We start from the raw sequence: 17,548 nt of genomic DNA on the forward strand, positions 1-17,548 counted from the left end.
TTGGCAAAAAAATCGTTAGTTATTAAGAGTCAACGTCCTGCAAAGTATTCGACACAGAACTACACTCGTTGTGAGCGTTGTGGCCGTCCACACTCTGTATATCGTAAGTTCCATCTTTGCCGCATTTGCCTTCGAGAATTAGCTCATGAAGGCCAAATCCCTGGCATGAAAAAAGCAAGCTGGTAAAAAGTATACCGGAGTAAAAGGAGGGTAAACATTAATGTCTATGACTGATCCTATTGCAGATTTCTTAACACGTATTCGTAACGCCAACATGGTTCGTCACGAATCTTTAGAAGTTCCTGCATCAACAATCAAACATGATATTGCTGAAATTCTTAAGAATGAAGGCTTTATCAAGAACGTCGAATATGTCGATGACGACAAACAAGGTATTATTCGTGTGTTCCTTAAATATGGTAAAAACAAAGAACGTGTCATTACTGGCTTGAAGCGTATTTCAAAACCAGGTTTACGTTCATATGTCAAAGCTGATGATGTACCAAAGGTTTTGAATGGTTTGGGTATTGCAATCATTTCAACATCTGAAGGCGTAATCACTGATAAAGAAGCTCGCGCTAAAAAAATCGGTGGCGAAGTTTTAGCTTATATTTGGTAAAATTTTAAAAGTAAGGAGGTGCAGTTAAATTGAGTCGTATTGGTTATAAAGCTGTAGAAATTCCATCAGGCGTTGAAGTCAAAGCCGATGGTGATCAAGTTACTGTTAAGGGTCCTAAGGGAACTTTAACTCGTACTGTTAGCACAGAAATCACAATGTCTATTAAAGACAACGTGGTAAAATTTGACCGTCCAAGTAATGATAATAAAATGCGTGCCTTACATGGGGCAACTCGTGCAAACTTCAACAACATGGTTGAGGGAGTTACAAAGGGTTACAAAAAGGACTTACAATTAGTTGGTGTTGGTTATCGTGCACAACTTAAGGGCAAGACATTAGTATTGAACTTAGGTTATTCTAATCCTGTTGAACTAGAAACTCCTGCTGATTTACAGTTGGAAGTTCCTGATAACACACATATCACTGTTAGTGGAATTAGCAAACAACATGTTGGCGATTTTGCTGCTGAGATCCGTGCCGTTCGTTCTCCAGAACCTTACAAAGGTAAAGGTGTTCGCTATGTTGGTGAATACGTTCGTCTTAAAGAAGGTAAAACTGGTAAGTAATGCCGCTTAGGCTAGTTAATAGAAAATTCTAGAGGTGAAAATTGTGATTTCAAAACCAGATAAAAATAAAACACGTCAAAGACGTCATTTGCGTGTTCGTAATAAGATTTCTGGGACTGCAGAGTGCCCACGCTTAAATGTATATCGTTCAAATAAAAACATCTACGCTCAAGTAATTGATGACGTAGCGGGTGTAACGCTAGCAAGTGCCTCAACTTTGGACAGTGAAGTTAGTGGAGATTCAAAAACTGATCAAGCAAGTTCTGTTGGTGCTTTAGTTGCAAAACGCGCAACAGAAAAGAAAATTGAAAAAGTCGTTTTTGATCGTGGCGGATACTTATACCATGGTCGAGTAGAAGCTTTAGCTGAAGCTGCTCGTGAAAACGGACTTAAATTCTAAGATAAGGAGGGAATACCGTACATGTCGAATTATATCGATCCAGAAAAGTTGGACTTAGAAGATCGTGTTGTTTCTATCAACCGTGTTACTAAGGTTGTTAAAGGTGGTCGTCGTCTTCGTTTCGCTGCTTTAGTCGTTGTTGGCGATAAAAAGGGTCACGTTGGTTTTGGTACTGGTAAAGCTCAAGAAGTTCCAGAAGCCATTCGTAAGGCTGTTGAAACTGCTACAAAGAGTTTGATCCAGGTCCCAATTATTGGCACAACCATCCCTCACGAAATCATCGGTGAGTTTGGTGGCGGACGAATTCTATTGAAACCTGCTGAAGAAGGTTCCGGTGTTGCAGCTGGTGGTGCTGTTCGTGCCGTTATGGAACTTGCAGGAGTAGATGATGTTACAAGTAAACGTTTGGGTTCAAATACACCTGTTAACGTTATTCGTGCAACATTTGAAGGTCTGAAGGGCTTACGTAGTGCTGAAGAAATTGCTTCATTACGTGGTGTTTCAGCAGAGCACTTGGCTGAATAAGGAGGAACAAAAGATGGCTCAATTAAAGATTACACTTATCAAAAGTGCAGTACATCGCCTCCCCAAGCAACGCAAGATTGTTAAAGAATTAGGTTTGGGACGGGTTAATAGCTCAGTCGTTTTACCTAATAATGAGGCGACTCGTGGTGCAATTTTCCATATTGCCCATTTAATCGAAGTTGAAGAAGTTAAATAATTTAAATTAGTTAGGAGGTGCCGATACTTATGAAGTTGAATGAATTAAAACCTAATGAAGGTTCACGCAAAGTGCGTAATCGTGTTGGTCGTGGAACATCATCTGGTAATGGTAAGACATCTGGTCGTGGCCAAAAAGGTCAAAAGGCTCGTGGCAAGGTTCGTTTGGGCTTTGAAGGTGGGCAAATGCCCCTTTATCGTCGAATTCCAAAACGTGGCTTTACTAACATCAACCGCAAAGAGTATGCCATTGTAAATTTGGATAGCTTAAATGCCTTTGATGAAGGTACAGAAGTTACAACAGAAGTGCTTTTAAAAGCCGGCGTAATTAATAAAGTGCTTAGTGGTGTTAAAGTTTTAGGTGACGGTCAGTTATCTAAGAAGTTAACAGTTAAAGCTAATAAGTTCTCAGAAAGTGCAGTAAAAGCAATTGAAGCTGCAGGTGGCAAAACTGAGGTGATTTAATGCTATCGACTATCAAAAACGCTTTTAAAGTAAAGGATATTAGAAACAAGATTCTATTTACCCTAGGTGTTTTGATTATTTATCGTTTAGGTGCGTATATCACAGTTCCTGGGATTAACGCCAAAGCATTACAAAGTGTTGCTTCCTCTGGATTGGTTGGCATCTTAAATACCTTTAGTGGTGGTGGCCTATCCAATTATTCTATTTTTGCGATGGGAGTTTCGCCATACATTACTGCTCAAATTGTTATTCAGTTGTTACAAATGGACATCGTTCCTCGGTTTGTTGAATGGAGCAAACAAGGTGAGGTTGGCCGACGTAAATTAAATCAGGCAACTCGGTATTTGACCATTATATTAGCATTTGTACAATCGGTTGGTATCACTGCAGGATTTAATGCGTTAAGCAGTTTGAATTTAGTTAAGGATCCGAGCATTCAAACCTATGCAACAATCGGATTAATCTTGACTGGTGGGACAATGTTAGCAACCTGGATGGGTGATATGATCACCGATCGGGGGCTTGGTAACGGAGTTTCAATCTTGATTTTTGCGGGAATTATCGCGAGAACTCCAACAAGTATTTATCAAATTTATCAAGAGCAATTTGTAGATACTGCCAAAAGTCAGTGGTTAAACAGTTTCATTTTTGTTGCTGTTTTGATCGTAGCTGTTTTGGTAATCGTGATTTTTGTAACTTGGGTTCAACAGGCTAGTCGCCGAGTTCCAATCCAATATACAAGAAGAGCATCGGGTGCGCCTGATAGCAGTTACTTACCTTTAAAGGTTAACGTAGCTGGTGTTATTCCAGTTATCTTTGCAAGTTCGTTTATTGCAACGCCACAAACTATTTTGATGGCGTTCGCAAGTAACCACTCATCAGATACTTGGTATCAAATTTTGTCAGATGTGTTTAATATGCAGACGACAGATGGCGCAATTCTTTACACCTTCTTGATTGTTGTCTTTACATTCTTCTATGCTTTTGTTCAGGTTAATCCTGAAAAACTGGCAGAAAATCTTCAAAAACAAGGAAGTTATATTCCAGGAGTTTGGCCAGGCCATGAAACACAGAGTTATGTGTCTCAGTTGTTAATTCGTTTATCAGTCGTTGGATCGCTATTTTTGGGCTTAGTTTCATTAATTCCATTGTTGGCACAAGACTTCTGGGACTTAGACGAGTCAATTGGTTTAGGCGGAACAAGTTTGTTGATTGTCGTTGGTGTTGCTATTGAAATCATCAGTCAAATCGATGGTTTAATGATGAAACGCGAATACGTTGGTTTTATCAGAACACCGGAACAAAGCAATTAAAGTGGAGGTAAACAAAATGACAACTCTTAATCTCGTTTTGATGGGATTACCAGGTGCTGGTAAAGGTACCCAAGCACAAAAAATTGTTAATGAATTTCACACACTTCATATTTCGACAGGGGACATTTTCCGGGCAGCAATGAAAAATGGCACTAAGATGGGGATTGAAGCTAAGGAATTTATTGACCAAGGCAATTTAGTTCCTGATTCTGTTACTGATGGAATTGTGGAGGATCGTCTTGAAGAGGATGATACCAATGCTGGTTTTATGCTAGATGGTTATCCTCGGAATCTTGAACAAGCTAATGCTTTGGACAAGATGACAGCTAAGTTAAATAAGCCGATTAATGCGGTAATTAATATCCACGTTGATCCGGATGTTTTAATTGAGCGGTTGTCTGGTCGATTCATTTGTAAGAATTGTGGCGCAACATACCATAAGTTGTATAACCCGACAAAGGTTGAAGGCACTTGTGATGTTTGTGGACACCATGAATTTTATCAGCGTGATGATGATAAGCCTGAAACTGTTAAAAATCGTATTGAAGTTAATACAAAGTTAAATACACCACTGATTGATTTTTATAATGACAAAAAATTATTACACACAGTTAATGGTGATCAAGATATTGACGATGTATATAAAGAAATTCAAAAGGTATTACGAGCTATTTAATGCATGCCTGTTCATTATTGCCGGTTAATTTTGTTTATTTGCAAATGAAATTACCTTATGGTAAACTTGTTCAGGTTTAGCTTATGGTACTTTTACGATACAATAAGCACTGAACGACTGATTTTGTAAAGAAAAGAACAGTAAAATGGGAGGCACATTTAGTGGCAAAAGATAATGTCATTGAAATTGAAGGTAAGGTAAAAGAAACTTTACCAAATGCGATGTTTAAAGTTGAACTCGAGAATGGTCATGAAATACTGGCACACGTTTCTGGAAAGATTCGTATGCATTATATTCGGATTCTTCCGGGAGATAAGGTAACTGTGGAAATGTCGCCATACGATCTTTCAAAGGGTCGTATTACCTATCGTTTCAGATAAGTTTTAACGTTTTAGGAGGAATATTCATGAAAGTACGTCCATCAGTAAAACCAATGTGTGAACATTGTAAAGTAATTAAACGTAAAGGACGCGTTATGGTTATTTGCTCAGCAAATCCAAAACATAAACAGCGTCAAGGAAAATAATTAATCTGGAGGTGAAATTTAATGGCTCGTATTGCAGGTGTTGATTTACCACGAGACAAACGAATCGTGATTGGTTTAACCTATATTTTTGGTATCGGAAATACTACTGCTAAAAAGATCTTAAAGGATGCTGGCGTTTCTGAAGATGTCCGTGTTCGTGACCTTTCTTCAGATGATGAAGATAAAGTGCGTGCACAAGTAGATAACTACCGTGTTGAAGGGGATCTTCGTCGTTCAGTAAGTCTTGATATTAAACGTCTCCAAGAAATTGGTTCATATCGTGGCATGCGTCATCGTCGTGGACTCCCAGTTCGTGGACAAAACACGAAGAATAACGCACGTACTCGTAAAGGCAAAAAAGTTTCAATCGCCGGAAGAAAGAAATAATAAATAAAGGAGGCTAGCATATTGGCAACCAGAAAGACTACTCGTAAGCGTCGAGTAAGAAAAAATATTGAAGCTGGTGTGGCACATATCCACTCAACTTTTAACAATACATTAGTTATGATTACAGATCCTCAAGGAAACGCTGTTGCATGGTCATCAGCAGGTTCACTTGGATTCAAAGGTAGTCGTAAGTCGACTCCATTTGCTGCTCAAATGGCTTCTGAAGCTGCAGCAAAGGCAGCAATGGAACATGGAATGAAATCCGTTGAAGTTGCTGTTAAGGGTCCTGGTTCTGGTCGTGAAGCTGCTATTCGTGCTCTCCAATCTACTGGATTGGAAGTTACTGCTATTCGCGATGTTACACCAGTTCCTCATAATGGTTCTCGTCCTCCAAAGCGCCGTCGTGTATAGTGCGTCAATTTTTTGAGGGCTAACTTCATGATGCATTTTAAGATACTATGCACAACGCGTTTTGAAAGGGGTAAAGATTAGAATGATCGAATTTGAAAAACCAAACATTCATAAGATTGATGAGAATGCAAATTACGGCAAATTTGTTGTAGAACCGCTTGAACGTGGCTATGGAACAACTTTAGGTAATTCATTACGTCGTATTTTGTTATCGTCATTGCCGGGTGCAGCGGTTACAAGCATTCAAATTGATGGCGTTCTTCATGAGTTTTCAACGATTGAAGGCGTAGTTGAAGATGTCACACAAATCATCTTAAACATTAAAAAGGTTTCTTTAAAGATTGAAAGTGACGACGAAAAATCTTTGGAAATTAATGTTAAAGGACCTGCTACTGTCACTGCTGGTGACATTCAGGGCGACAGTGATGTTGAGATCCTTAATCCGGATCAGTATATTTGTACCGTTGCTGATGGTGTTACCTTTCATGCCGTTTTAACAGCTGATACTGGTCGTGGTTATGTTTCGGCTGATGAAAATAAGGCTCGCAAGGATGATATGCCAATTGGTGTACTTCCAATCGATTCCATTTATACCCCAATCGAGCGTGTCAACTATCAGGTTGAAAATACACGTGTTGGTCAGCGGGATGACTATGATAAGCTCACATTGGATGTTTGGACGGACGGTTCAATTAGTCCTAGTGAGGCTACCAGTCTTTCAGCAAAAATTCTAACAGAACACTTGGCATTGTTTGTTAATTTAACAGATGAAGCTCAAGATGCTGAAATCATGGTCGAAAAGGAAGAAACAAATAAAGAAAAAATGTTAGAAATGTCCATTGAAGAGCTTGATTTATCAGTTCGTTCATATAATTGTTTGAAGCGCGCTGGTATCAATACTGTTCAAGAGCTTACTGACAAAACTGAAGCACAGATGATGAAAGTTCGTAATCTTGGGCGTAAATCGCTTGAAGAAGTTAAAGTTAAATTAACTGATCTTGGACTTTCATTACGTAATGAAGACTAATTATAAGGAGGGTTTCCATTCATGGGCTATCGTAAATTAGGTCGTACGAGTTCACAACGCAAGGCTTTGCTTCGTGACTTAACTACTAACTTAATTGTTAATGAAAAGATTGTCACAACAGAAGCACGTGCCAAAGAAGTACGATCAACTACCGAAAAAATGATCACATTAGGTAAACGTGGGGATTTACATGCACGTCGTCAAGCAGCCGCTTTTCTTCGTAATGTAGTCGCTGATGTTGCTGAAGACGGTGACGAAGTTAAAATTACTTCGGCTCTTCAGAAGTTGTTTGGTGATTTATCTACTCGTTACGCTGATCGTAAGGGTGGATATACACGAATTCTTAAGACTATGCCTCGCCGCGGAGACGCTGCACCAATGGTTATCTTGGAGTTTGTTGACTAATTTTCAAGCAGGGATTTTTGAATCTTTGATTTAACAAATTTATCACTAAAAGTTGTGGTAGGGTGTAATGATGGTGGAACTAATTCCGAGTCTAGCCCACGGTTAATACGTTGTATTAACTATCACTTCTTTTCAGTGATTTTTTTGTATCTACATAAAAAAGAACGTATACTAGGGTCCAGGTTTTTGATATGTTAAAATAGACAAAATAACTTTAGAAGGAATGTTTGCAATGAACCACATAATTAAGGTTTCCCATTTAACTTACAAGTATTCGCAAAATGATCAGCCTGCATTAAATGACGTATCTTTTGAGATTACAGATGGTGCTTGGGTAGCAATTGTTGGTCATAACGGGAGTGGTAAAAGTACACTTGCTCATTCTTTAGACGGTTTAATTGACTTCAAACAAGGAACAATTGTGGTTGATGGCGTTGAACTGAACGAAGCTAATGTTTGGAAGGTCCGCAGTAAAATTGGTATGATTTTTCAAAATCCCGATAATCAGTTTGTGGGTGCGACTGTTGAAGACGATGTGGCATTTGGCTTAGAAAATATGGCGGTGCCACATGAAGAAATTCAAGCTCGTGTTGATTCTGCACTGTCACAAGTTCAGATGAGTGCGTTTCGTCATAAACAACCAGAGCAACTTTCAGGAGGACAAAAACAGCGGGTCGCTTTAGCCGGTGTGATTGCTATGCAGCCCAAGATTATTATCTTGGATGAAGCAACTAGTATGCTTGATCCGATTGGTCGTCGAGAAATCCTGGGAGTCATTAAACGTTTACGCCAACGATTAGGCATTACCGTTTTGTCTATTACGCACGAAATTGATGAAACCACTAGTGCAGACGAAATTCTAGTGTTAAATGATGGTAAAATTGTGGAAACAGGGACACCCGAAGTTATTTATGCTCACAGTGAGTTATTGTTGCAATTAGGATTGGATGTACCATATTCGCAACGTCTAAAAACTGCACTGCAAACAAGAAATATTCACACACCAAAAACTTATTCTGATGAGAAGGGAATGGTGGATTGGTTATGGCAATCACTTTTAAAAAGGTAAGTTATACCTATCAACCCAACACACCATTTGAGTATCAGGCTCTAAATGAGATATCAACGCACATAAAGGATGGTTCATTTACCGCTTTGATCGGGCATACGGGTAGTGGTAAATCTACTTTTTTACAGCATTTAAACGCACTATTAAAACCAAGTTCTGGCACCGTTTTAATTGGTGATTCCGCTATTACGCGCGAAACCAGCAATAAGAATTTAAAACCTTTACGCAAAAAAGTGGGGATTGTTTTTCAATTTCCCGAGAAACAACTCTTTGCGGACACTGTGGGAAAAGATATTGCGTTTGGGCCAGAAAACTTTGGCAGTACTCCTGAAGAAGCGCATGAGCTTGCAAAGAAAATGATAAAACTAGTTGGGTTGTCAGAAACTTTATTGGATCGTTCTCCTTTTGAGTTGTCAGGAGGTCAGATGCGACGGGTTGCCATTGCCGGGGTTCTTGCAATGCAGCCAGAGGTTTTAGTTCTTGATGAACCGACAGCCGGACTGGATCCAAGTGGACGTCAAGAGATTATGCAATTATTTACAAACTTACAGCAAACGCAGCACTTTACGATTGTGTTAGTGACACATCAAATGGAAGATGTCGCCAACTATGCGAATCATGTGATTGTGATGGAACATGGCAAAATTGTGAAGGAGGGCAACCCGCGAGCGGTCTTTGCAAACGTTGAGTGGTTGCATGATAAACAATTAGATGTGCCTGCTAGTACCGAATTTGCTTTTGAAATGCAGAAAAAAGGTTTTCGTTTTGACCAGCTGCCTTTAACAGAACAGGAGTTGGCGGATGACATTGCGGCCATGTTTGAAAAGAGAGGACTAGCCAATGAATAAACTATTATTTGGTCGCTATATTCCGCAAGACTCTTTTGTTCATCATATGGATCCGCGGGCAAAGCTTGTTCTTAGTTTTTTGTACGTGATAGTTATTTTTTTTGCCAATAATTGGTGGATTTATCTGTTAATGACGTTAGTTGCAATTCTAAGTATTTGGGCGTCTAAGATTAACTTTAAACTGTTTGTCGATGGCATCTTGCCGTTGGTGTGGATTATCGCCTTTACAATGCTTATTCAAGTCTTTTTTGGAACTGGTGGGCATTTATACTGGCAATGGGGTATCTTTTCCATCACGAGCCTAGGAATCCTTAATGCGGCGTATATTTTTGTCCGTTTCACGTTAATTATCTTAATTTCGACATTATTGACCCTCTCGACTTCGCCAATTCAGATTTCGGACGCCATTGAATCTTTGTTGAAACCATTAGCGAAAATTCATTTTCCAGTCTATGAAGTGGCGTTGATGCTCTCAATTGCTTTGCGATTTGTGCCAACGTTGATGGATGAAACGGAAGCCATTATGAATGCCCAGCGTGCCCGTGGGGTTGATTTTGGAACGGGCAATATTGTGAACCGGATCAAGAAAATTATTCCCATTCTGATCCCACTTTTCATGAGTGCTTTTAATCGAGCTGAGGATTTAGCAACCGCCATGGAAGCTCGTGGCTATCAAGGCGGAGCAGGGCGAACAAAGTATCGATTATTAAAATGGGGAACAAGGGACACAATCGCGACTTTGATTTATTTGTTAATGACGATGATTGTGTTTGCACTACGTTTCTTTTAAGGAGAATTTATGTATCGTTATAAAATTACAATTGCCTACGATGGAACTAATTTTGCGGGTTTTCAGAAACAACCAAAACAACGCACAGTGGAAGAAACGTTGGAACGTGCAGTTAATAAGATTGCCAAAAAGCCGGTTAAACTGATAAAAGTCTACGGTTCTGGTAGAACGGATGCCGGCGTTCATGCCTTGGGCCAAGTTGTCCATTTCGATATCCCTTTTAATTTAGCGGAGACTGCAATGCTACATGCGCTGAACAGCATTTTACCGTTGGATGTCGTGGTGTTGAGAGCTGAACATGTGACATCAGAGTTTCATGCACGCTATGGGACAGCAGGCAAACGGTATCAGTATCGATTAGCTTTAGGAGAATTTGTGGACCCGTTTAAACGTAATTATACCGGTCACTGGAAGTTTCCACTGGATTTGAAATTGATTCAAAGGGCGTTACCAGATTTAATTGGAAAACATGATTTTACCAGTTTTTGCGCGTCCGGTGGGCACACCAAGACCAACATTCGAGAAATCTATGAGGCTACCGCTGTCTTTGATGAGAAACAAAATGAAATTGTGTTTGAATTTTATGGCAGTGGCTTTCTTTATAATATGGTGCGAATTATAGTCGCCGTTTTGATTGAGATTGGTAGTGAACGGCGTCCCGTCCATGATATTTCACGAATAATTGAAGCTAAAAACCGGGATGAAGCCCGTGGAACGGCTCCAGCAAGTGGACTTTATTTAAAAAAAGTGTATTACCCGGAAAATTTTGGTAAATGATGATTGACTTTAGTGAAGGTAATTAGTAAAATTGAATTTGGTATTGTTTACCTCCACAAATAGGCCCCGGAAACTTATTAAAGTTGAGTTAAACAAAACAGAAATTGGAGGAAATACAAGTGCGTACAACATATTTAGCAAAACCAGGCGAAGTAGATCGCAAATGGTACGTAGTAGATGCTACAGATGTTCCTTTGGGACGTTTAGCAAGTACAGTTGCATCTATCTTACGCGGTAAAAACAAACCAACATTCACACCAAACGTTGATACAGGTGACTATGTAATCGTTGTGAATGCAGCAAACGTCAAATTAACAGGTCGTAAAGCGACACGTAAAATTTACTATCATCATTCTAATCACCCAGGTGGCTTAAAAGCTAAGACTGCTGGTGAAATGCGTGATAAGACTCCTGAAAAATTAATTGAGACTTCAGTTAAGGGAATGCTTCCTCATAACTCACTGGGTCATAATATGGGACTCAAATTACATGTCTATGCTGGCTCAGAACATGATCATCAAGCTCAACAACCTGAAAAGCTTGACATCACTAACTTAATTTAAGGAGGAAACGAATTTTGGCAGAAGCACAATATCGCGGCACTGGTCGCCGTAAAAACTCTGTTGCTCGTGTACGTCTTGTACCCGGCACAGGAAAAATTACTGTAAATGACAAAGCGATTGAAGACTACATTCCATTCGCTAACTTACGTCAAGTTGTTATCCAACCATTTGAAGTTACCGAAACAACTGGCAATTACGATGTTCTCGTAAATGTTAATGGTGGTGGCTTCTCTGGGCAATCAGGTGCTATTCGTCATGGAATTGCACGTGCATTGCTTGATGTAGATCCTGACTTCCGTACACCTTTAAAACGTGCTGGTCTCTTAACTCGTGACCCTCGTATGAAGGAACGTAAGAAATACGGTCTTAAAAAAGCTCGTAAAGCAGGTCAATTCTCAAAACGCTAAAATTCATTTTTCAATGTTTCAAACACTTCTTCATTGCGAAGAGGTGTTTTTTTGTGCAAAAAAATAAGTTATCACTCAGACAGTTTCTGAATGCGATTGTTCGCAGACTCAGAAACTGTAAGGTGATAACTTGTTGAAGAGCTATTTAGTTGTGGATGCGTTTATAATTTTCGTCAAAATATTTACCCGCACGAATGTCAGCTGGTAATTCTGGATAGGGGGCTTCACTAATGACGTCTTCATTGTTTTGTCCCGCGTCGCCGATGTAAGTGATGTGTGCAAATTCTGGAACGACTAATTTAGGATAAGTTTCATATTTTTCTCGAGAAACTTCCATGAGATCAATGTGATCGTTTTGGTAAGTTACCGTAATTTCGGGATGTTCTTGAACCCAGCGAGGGAAAAAGATGGTTCCATTAAGCTTCTTTTCATTAGGAACGAAGTCAAGCGCAACATCGGTTCCAGTTGGCTCAGTCCAGGCGACCTTGTAAATCCCAGGAACAAGCATCACAATGTTGGCTTCTTGGTCTTTAACCCAACGGCCGGCAACCATACCGCCATGGATTCGGTAGTCAACGGTATGGTCATTTTTTGCGTACCATTCATATTCCCAGCCGTTATCGTACGTATAGATAAAATGAGTGACTAAAAAATCGTCTAATGTTTTAAATGTTTTTGTCATGAGTCAAATTCCTCCAATAATAAGTAATCATGTAATTAATTACATGTTTTTGATGACTTGATCATGCTACAATATTTTTAACAGTTCGTCAAGGAGGATGCATAAATGGCTCAAAAGAATCGCTTAAAGTATATTTTATTAGGATTGCTTAAGAAGCAACGTCAGACTGGCTACGACCTTGCGAAATCATTTGATTCGGACATTGGAGAGTTTTGGACGGCAAATCATAGTCAAATTTATCCACTTTTGAAACGGATGGAAGCTGATCACCTGATTGCGCATGAAGCCATCACGGTAGGGCAAAAACTGCAAAAAAAGCAGTACTACATGACCTCGGCTGGTCAGCAAACATTTAACGCATGGCTGAAATCACCATCGGATTTGACTGGAAGCCATGATGAATTTATTTTGAAACTATTTTTTATTGACGATCCAAAGTCGGAGTTGCTTAGACCAATGATTACAATGCAACAACAGTATCATGATGAAAAATTACATCATTTAGAACAACAATTTCAGGAAAAGTTTCCGAATCAAAAACGAATTGATCAAGATTTTGGGCATTCATTAGTGCTACGGCATGCAATTGATCGCGAACGCGGGTACAGCAACTGGTTGGCTGAAATGGTGAAAACAATTAAAACGGAGTGATTAAGGTGAAGGGATGCCATCAGTGTTTTGTTTAAGAAGCAAAATTGACATTTTCTTAGATATTGATTAGAATTAAACATTATATCTAATCGAAAGCCAATAATGATTGGAGCGAAGTTATGTCGAGAACGAGTAAATTTGCGGATCTGTTTGTCCGTAAAGAAGTTAATACTGATATGTTTAAAAAAACCGGATTGGAAAAATCTTTAAATGCGTTTAGCTTAACAACTATGGGGGTTGGCGCGATTGTCGGTGCTGGAATCTTTATCACTCCAGGAATTATTGCCGCATCTTATAGTGGCCCAGGTGTTTGGTTATCTTACTTAGTGGCAGCGATTGTTTGTTCCTTAGCGGCTTTGTGTTACTCAGAATTCTCATCAACCATCCCGTTAGCTGGAAGTGCGTATACGTATATCTACACTGTATTTGGGGAACTCATTGCTTGGGTGCTTGGTTGGGCATTAATTTCGGAGTATCTGTTTGCTGTTTCGTCGGTGGCGGTTAGTTGGTCAGCTTATTTCCAAAACATTTTGGCTGGGTTTAACGTTCACTTACCGGAAATTTTTCGTGCAGCTTATGGCACTTCTGGTAGTCCTCATGCGCTATTTGATTTACCAGCCTTTGTGATTACAATGATCATTGCTTATTTACTGGTCCAAGGGGTGCGTGAATCTGCCAGAGTTAATGCCGTGATGGTTATTTTGAAAATTTCGGTGATTTTACTTTTTATCGTTGTCGCCGCGTTTTATGTACGTCCCGCTAATTACAACCCAATTTTACCTTTCGGGGTGAAAGGTGTGATCAGAGGGGCTGCAGTTGCGTTTTATGCGTACATTGGTTTCGATGCTGTTTCTACAGCGTCTGAAGAAGTTAAAAATCCGAAACGAGATATGCCAATTGGAATTGTGTCTTCATTGATTGTGGCTTCAGTCCTATATATTGCACTTTCTGTGGTGCTAGTTGGCGTTGTCCATTACACCAAGCTTAACGTGGCCGATCCAGTGGCACTGGCTTTACATCTGATTCATCAAAACTGGGTGGCCGGCATTGTTTCACTTGGGGCAGTCATCGGGATGACCACGGTGCTAATTGTGATGTCTTATGGGGGAACCCGGTTGATTTTTGCGATTAGTCGGGATGGTCTTTTACCAAAGGCGTTACATAAACTAAATCCTAAAACGCATGTACCAGTAATTAATACCTGGATTTTTGGATTGATCGCAAGTATTTTTGCGGGTGTGATTCCATTGAGTAAAATTGCGGAGTTGGTGAATATCGGAACGTTGTTTGCGTTTGCGATGGTGTCATTGGGCGTTGTGTTTTTGCGAAGTGATCGAAAGTTTAGAAATTTGCCTAAGTCATTCGAGGTGCCGCTGTATCCGTTTATTCCAATATTGTCGTTTGCGGCATGCGTGTATTTGATGTTGCAGTTGGCGCCATTTACGTGGAAGATGTTTGGAATTTGGCTAGTGATCGGATTGGTGATCTACTTTAGTTATGGATTTTCGCATAGTATTGCAAGAAGAAATGAAGAAAAGAGTGTGGAAAAGCACGGTTAGACTGTGAGTATTAGCATAACATCAGATATTATCCACGGGTTGTGTGGATGGTGTCTGATGTTGGGCTAAACGGAAGAGTCTGCGCATTGGAACACGTTTCAGAAAAGAATGTGGAAAAGCACGGTTAGACTGTGAGTATTAGCCCAAGTCGCTAATAAGCTTTGTGCTTCGGTCGTTGACCATTCTTGTGGCCGAAAAGCAGACCGCAAGAAGCATGGCGGCGGAAGAGTCTGTGCATTGGAGCACGTTTCATAAAAAAGGACTGAAGAAAATATTTTCTTCAGTCCTTTTAAAATACGAAGAAACCAATCAACGTTTTTTATAATAGCGATCATCAATATCCGTTCTTTATATTCACGCGATTGGTAGCCACCGTGCCGTCTGTCATAAATTGCTTAAGATTTGGTAGCAAGATTTTGTCCCAAGCACGTCCCAGATGAGACATTTGGGCAGAGTAGTGTGGGGTGATCAACACGTTGGGCATTTGCCACAATGAACTATTGCTTGGTAAAGGCTCTTGTTCAAATACATCTAACGCTGCGTGCTGAAGGTGATCAGAATGCAACGCTTCAATCAGAGCAGACGTGTCTACCGAACCACCACGGCCGACATTCACAAACAAAAAAGCCGATTTTAAGAAATCAAAAAAGGTTTTGTCATAGAAATGAGCAGTTTCTTTAGTTAATGGCATGATGTTTACAATGACATCTGTATCCGCCACGGCTTTTCGCCAGTCACTTTGGGCATAGGTTTCGTCAAAATTGGCAGCTGAGTGGCCAGTACGGTTGACACCAATCACTTTGGCATGAAATGACTGTAACAGGCGGGCTAGTTCGCTACCAATATGGCCAGTCCCAAAAATGGTCCAGGTTAGGTCATCGAGGGTAACCACCTCACCAAAATTATGTTGATCAGTCCAGTGCTTTTGTTCAGCATCAGCCAATACTCGTGGTAGATCACGGGCAAAGTATAACGCATAAAGTAAAATAGTCTGTGAAATAGGGATGGCGTGAACACCACTCATATTTGAGACCAGAATGTGTTTTGCTTTCAATTGAGCAAGCGGTAAATAATCAACGCCCGCACTAAAAGTTTGCAGCCATTTTAGGGAACTACCAGTAGCTGTTAAAACTTTTTTGGAAATATCAGGTTTCCAGCCGAACATAATGGTGATAGAAGCATAGTCGCTCGGCTTAATGGTTGCTTCAGTAAAAATGTGCACACCTAAATTTCGGTAGGCGCTTAAATTTAATTCTGAATTATCTGTTAAAAGTAAAAGGTTCTCCAAACCTTAACAACTCCTTATAAAGTGGTTTGTAGTTAATTTTTTGGTCACTTACATGGTATAATGTTTCTTAACAATTATGAAATCAAATGGCTTTTTATCTTGTGAGGGACAACAATGGGAAAAAATTCTGCAGGTCGGATTAGTATTTTAGGATTGTTTGCGGCAATCATCATCCTTCAAAATTATGTACCAATAATTGGGTATTTACCAGTCGGACCACTAAATATTACCACGATTCATATTACGGTAATTATTGCCGCGGTGGTGCTTGGACCGGTTGATGGGGCCATTATTGGCGGCATATGGGGTATCGCGGATTGGATTCGTGCGTTAACAGTTACCTCGAGTGTGTTAGGTAACATTGTAATGGTTAATCCGCTCATTTCGGTCCTGCCTAGGATTCTGATTGGTTTAATTGCTGGTTGGCTATTTACAAAATTGGCACGTAATCACGCCAAATTAACCGTACCGTTAGTGATAAGTGGTGTGGTTGGGGCTTTGGTCAATACGATCCTAGTTTTAGGAGGTATTGCCTTCTTCTTTGGTAAGGGTTCTGCAGTGTTAGCGGCCATCAATTTTCAGGCGCTAACGCCGTACATTTTGTTTGTGGCAGGAACTAATGGGATTCCAGAAGCAATTGCGGCTGGTATTTTAGTACCTTTAATCTCGTTACCTCTTCTGAAATATACCAAGTTGGGAAAACAACGATTTAATAAATAATGTAGAAAGATGGATGAATTTGGCGAAACGAAAAAAGCGACGAAAGAACAATTTTTTATTTAAACGAGGTAAATTACAATTATCTGGGGTTATTTCGCTGGTTTTAGTTTTAGGTATGCTGATCGTGTTGTTTGTGCAATTGGTGCCTAAGCTTTCGTTTTCCAATTCAACGCCGGCAACTAATTTGAGTACAGTTAATCATCAAAAATTTATTCGGACCATGGCACCGTATGCCAAAACAATGCAGAAAAGATATGGTGTGCTCCCAAGCATTACGATTGCACAGGCCATTTTGGAATCCGACTGGGGGACTAGTCAGCTTTCGAAAGACTACAACAATTACTTTGGGATGAAGGGGACCGTCTACCAAACGACCAAGGAAATGAAGACTCAGGAATTTGTGAATGGTAAATGGATTACCGTTACCGCTCGTTTTCGGGTGTACAATAGTTGGAAAGATTCTGTTAAAGACCATACCTTACTATTTGTGAATGGAACGAACTGGAATAAAGATCAGTATAAAGCAGTCCGGACAGCGATTAACTATAAAACGGCGGCTCAGGCACTTTACACAGCAGGCTATGCAACTGATCCGAATTATCCGGCAAAGTTGATCGATTTGATTCAGACCTATAACTTAGAGCAATATGATGCACAATAAAACTATTTGGAGGCACTA

At 40.0% G+C, this 17,548-nt stretch carries 27 protein-coding genes; 25 read left to right on the plus strand and 2 right to left on the minus strand.

Annotated elements, in window-relative coordinates:
• The 21 genes from PPA04_RS00900 (at position 1) to rpsI (ending at position 11,969) form a co-directional block, all read left to right on the plus strand.
• Complete coding sequence (locus PPA04_RS00900) at positions 1-186, plus strand: type Z 30S ribosomal protein S14 (RefSeq protein WP_074693903.1); 186 nt, start codon at positions 1-3, stop codon at positions 184-186.
• A 34-nt stretch (positions 187-220) separates the two neighbouring features.
• Positions 221-619 carry a 30S ribosomal protein S8 gene (gene rpsH, locus PPA04_RS00905; RefSeq protein ID WP_057782487.1) on the plus strand — a complete coding sequence of 133 codons (399 nt, stop codon included), beginning with the start codon at positions 221-223 and terminating at the stop codon, positions 617-619.
• A 29-nt stretch (positions 620-648) separates the two neighbouring features.
• Positions 649-1,185 carry a 50S ribosomal protein L6 gene (rplF, locus tag PPA04_RS00910; RefSeq protein ID WP_057782489.1) on the plus strand — a complete coding sequence of 179 codons (537 nt, stop codon included), beginning with the start codon at positions 649-651 and terminating at the stop codon, positions 1,183-1,185.
• Positions 1,186-1,228: 43 nt separating this feature from the next.
• A complete protein-coding gene (gene rplR / locus PPA04_RS00915) occupies positions 1,229-1,585 on the plus strand; it encodes a 50S ribosomal protein L18 (RefSeq protein WP_147206664.1) in 357 nt (118 codons plus the stop codon).
• 21 nt (positions 1,586-1,606) lie between these two features.
• The gene (gene rpsE, locus PPA04_RS00920; RefSeq protein WP_057782492.1) at positions 1,607-2,110 is read left to right on the plus strand and encodes a 30S ribosomal protein S5; all 504 of its coding nucleotides are present in this window, start codon (positions 1,607-1,609) and stop codon (positions 2,108-2,110) included.
• Positions 2,111-2,123: 13 nt separating this feature from the next.
• Positions 2,124-2,306: a 50S ribosomal protein L30 gene (gene rpmD / locus PPA04_RS00925; protein ID WP_057751191.1), complete on the plus strand. Its 183-nt coding sequence runs from the start codon at positions 2,124-2,126 to the stop codon at positions 2,304-2,306.
• Between the two features lie 29 nt (positions 2,307-2,335).
• The gene (rplO, locus tag PPA04_RS00930; RefSeq protein ID WP_057782494.1) at positions 2,336-2,770 is read left to right on the plus strand and encodes a 50S ribosomal protein L15; all 435 of its coding nucleotides are present in this window, start codon (positions 2,336-2,338) and stop codon (positions 2,768-2,770) included.
• Positions 2,770-4,083: a preprotein translocase subunit SecY gene (secY, locus tag PPA04_RS00935; RefSeq protein ID WP_057782496.1), complete on the plus strand. Its 1,314-nt coding sequence runs from the start codon at positions 2,770-2,772 to the stop codon at positions 4,081-4,083. Before rplO ends, secY begins: the two co-directional genes overlap by 1 nt.
• A 16-nt stretch (positions 4,084-4,099) precedes the next feature.
• Positions 4,100-4,759: an adenylate kinase gene (locus PPA04_RS00940; protein ID WP_057782498.1), complete on the plus strand. Its 660-nt coding sequence runs from the start codon at positions 4,100-4,102 to the stop codon at positions 4,757-4,759.
• Positions 4,760-4,920: 161 nt separating this feature from the next.
• Positions 4,921-5,139, plus strand: coding sequence for a translation initiation factor IF-1 (gene infA / locus PPA04_RS00945; protein ID WP_057771895.1), 219 nt, complete (start codon positions 4,921-4,923; stop codon positions 5,137-5,139).
• Positions 5,140-5,165: 26 nt separating this feature from the next.
• Positions 5,166-5,285 carry a 50S ribosomal protein L36 gene (rpmJ, locus tag PPA04_RS00950; RefSeq protein ID WP_011668476.1) on the plus strand — a complete coding sequence of 40 codons (120 nt, stop codon included), beginning with the start codon at positions 5,166-5,168 and terminating at the stop codon, positions 5,283-5,285.
• Positions 5,286-5,306: 21 nt separating this feature from the next.
• The gene (rpsM, locus tag PPA04_RS00955; RefSeq protein WP_057782500.1) at positions 5,307-5,672 is read left to right on the plus strand and encodes a 30S ribosomal protein S13; all 366 of its coding nucleotides are present in this window, start codon (positions 5,307-5,309) and stop codon (positions 5,670-5,672) included.
• A gap of 21 nt (positions 5,673-5,693) precedes the next feature.
• Positions 5,694-6,083: a 30S ribosomal protein S11 gene (gene rpsK / locus PPA04_RS00960; protein WP_057782502.1), complete on the plus strand. Its 390-nt coding sequence runs from the start codon at positions 5,694-5,696 to the stop codon at positions 6,081-6,083.
• An 82-nt stretch (positions 6,084-6,165) separates the two neighbouring features.
• On the plus strand, positions 6,166-7,110 hold the full coding sequence (locus PPA04_RS00965; RefSeq protein WP_057782504.1) for a DNA-directed RNA polymerase subunit alpha: 945 nt from the start codon (positions 6,166-6,168) through the stop codon (positions 7,108-7,110).
• Positions 7,111-7,131: 21 nt separating this feature from the next.
• The gene (gene rplQ / locus PPA04_RS00970) at positions 7,132-7,515 is read left to right on the plus strand and encodes a 50S ribosomal protein L17 (protein WP_057782506.1); all 384 of its coding nucleotides are present in this window, start codon (positions 7,132-7,134) and stop codon (positions 7,513-7,515) included.
• Positions 7,516-7,747: 232 nt separating this feature from the next.
• Entirely contained in the window at positions 7,748-8,584 is an 837-nt protein-coding gene (locus PPA04_RS00975; RefSeq protein WP_057782508.1) for an energy-coupling factor ABC transporter ATP-binding protein, read from the plus strand.
• Positions 8,560-9,432, plus strand: a complete 873-nt coding sequence (locus PPA04_RS00980) for an energy-coupling factor ABC transporter ATP-binding protein (protein WP_057782510.1) — start codon at positions 8,560-8,562, stop codon at positions 9,430-9,432. The genes PPA04_RS00975 and PPA04_RS00980 overlap by 25 nt, the downstream gene beginning before the upstream one ends.
• On the plus strand, positions 9,425-10,222 hold the full coding sequence (locus PPA04_RS00985; protein ID WP_057782512.1) for an energy-coupling factor transporter transmembrane component T family protein: 798 nt from the start codon (positions 9,425-9,427) through the stop codon (positions 10,220-10,222). Before PPA04_RS00980 ends, PPA04_RS00985 begins: the two co-directional genes overlap by 8 nt.
• Positions 10,223-10,231: 9 nt before the next feature.
• The gene (gene truA, locus PPA04_RS00990) at positions 10,232-10,999 is read left to right on the plus strand and encodes a tRNA pseudouridine(38-40) synthase TruA (RefSeq protein ID WP_057782514.1); all 768 of its coding nucleotides are present in this window, start codon (positions 10,232-10,234) and stop codon (positions 10,997-10,999) included.
• 119 nt (positions 11,000-11,118) lie between these two features.
• Positions 11,119-11,562, plus strand: a complete 444-nt coding sequence (rplM, locus tag PPA04_RS00995; protein ID WP_057782516.1) for a 50S ribosomal protein L13 — start codon at positions 11,119-11,121, stop codon at positions 11,560-11,562.
• 14 nt (positions 11,563-11,576) lie between these two features.
• On the plus strand, positions 11,577-11,969 hold the full coding sequence (rpsI, locus tag PPA04_RS01000; protein WP_057782518.1) for a 30S ribosomal protein S9: 393 nt from the start codon (positions 11,577-11,579) through the stop codon (positions 11,967-11,969).
• A gap of 145 nt (positions 11,970-12,114) precedes the next feature.
• On the opposite strand, the gene PPA04_RS01005 is transcribed toward rpsI, so the two are convergent.
• A complete protein-coding gene (locus tag PPA04_RS01005) occupies positions 12,115-12,651 on the minus strand; it encodes a phenolic acid decarboxylase (RefSeq protein ID WP_057782520.1) in 537 nt (178 codons plus the stop codon).
• 105 nt (positions 12,652-12,756) lie between these two features.
• On the opposite strand from PPA04_RS01005, the gene PPA04_RS01010 reads away from it, so the two are divergent.
• Both PPA04_RS01010 and PPA04_RS01015 read left to right on the plus strand, forming a co-directional pair.
• Entirely contained in the window at positions 12,757-13,302 is a 546-nt protein-coding gene (locus PPA04_RS01010; protein ID WP_057782522.1) for a PadR family transcriptional regulator, read from the plus strand.
• Between the two features lie 119 nt (positions 13,303-13,421).
• Positions 13,422-14,861 carry an APC family permease gene (locus PPA04_RS01015; RefSeq protein WP_057782523.1) on the plus strand — a complete coding sequence of 480 codons (1,440 nt, stop codon included), beginning with the start codon at positions 13,422-13,424 and terminating at the stop codon, positions 14,859-14,861.
• Between the two features lie 334 nt (positions 14,862-15,195).
• Here the strand turns inward: PPA04_RS01015 and PPA04_RS01020 are convergent, their stop codons facing one another.
• Entirely contained in the window at positions 15,196-16,149 is a 954-nt protein-coding gene (locus PPA04_RS01020) for an NAD(P)-dependent oxidoreductase (RefSeq protein WP_057782525.1), read from the minus strand.
• A gap of 114 nt (positions 16,150-16,263) precedes the next feature.
• On the opposite strand from PPA04_RS01020, the gene PPA04_RS01025 reads away from it, so the two are divergent.
• The gene (locus tag PPA04_RS01025; RefSeq protein WP_057782527.1) at positions 16,264-16,869 is read left to right on the plus strand and encodes an ECF transporter S component; all 606 of its coding nucleotides are present in this window, start codon (positions 16,264-16,266) and stop codon (positions 16,867-16,869) included.
• A 19-nt stretch (positions 16,870-16,888) separates the two neighbouring features.
• Positions 16,889-17,530, plus strand: a complete 642-nt coding sequence (locus PPA04_RS01030) for a glycoside hydrolase family 73 protein (RefSeq protein ID WP_057782597.1) — start codon at positions 16,889-16,891, stop codon at positions 17,528-17,530.
• Positions 17,531-17,548: the final 18 nt, after the last annotated feature.

It is taken from the genome of Pediococcus parvulus, assembly GCF_007990205.1.
Classification (GTDB): Bacteria; Bacillota; Bacilli; order Lactobacillales; family Lactobacillaceae; genus Pediococcus; species Pediococcus parvulus.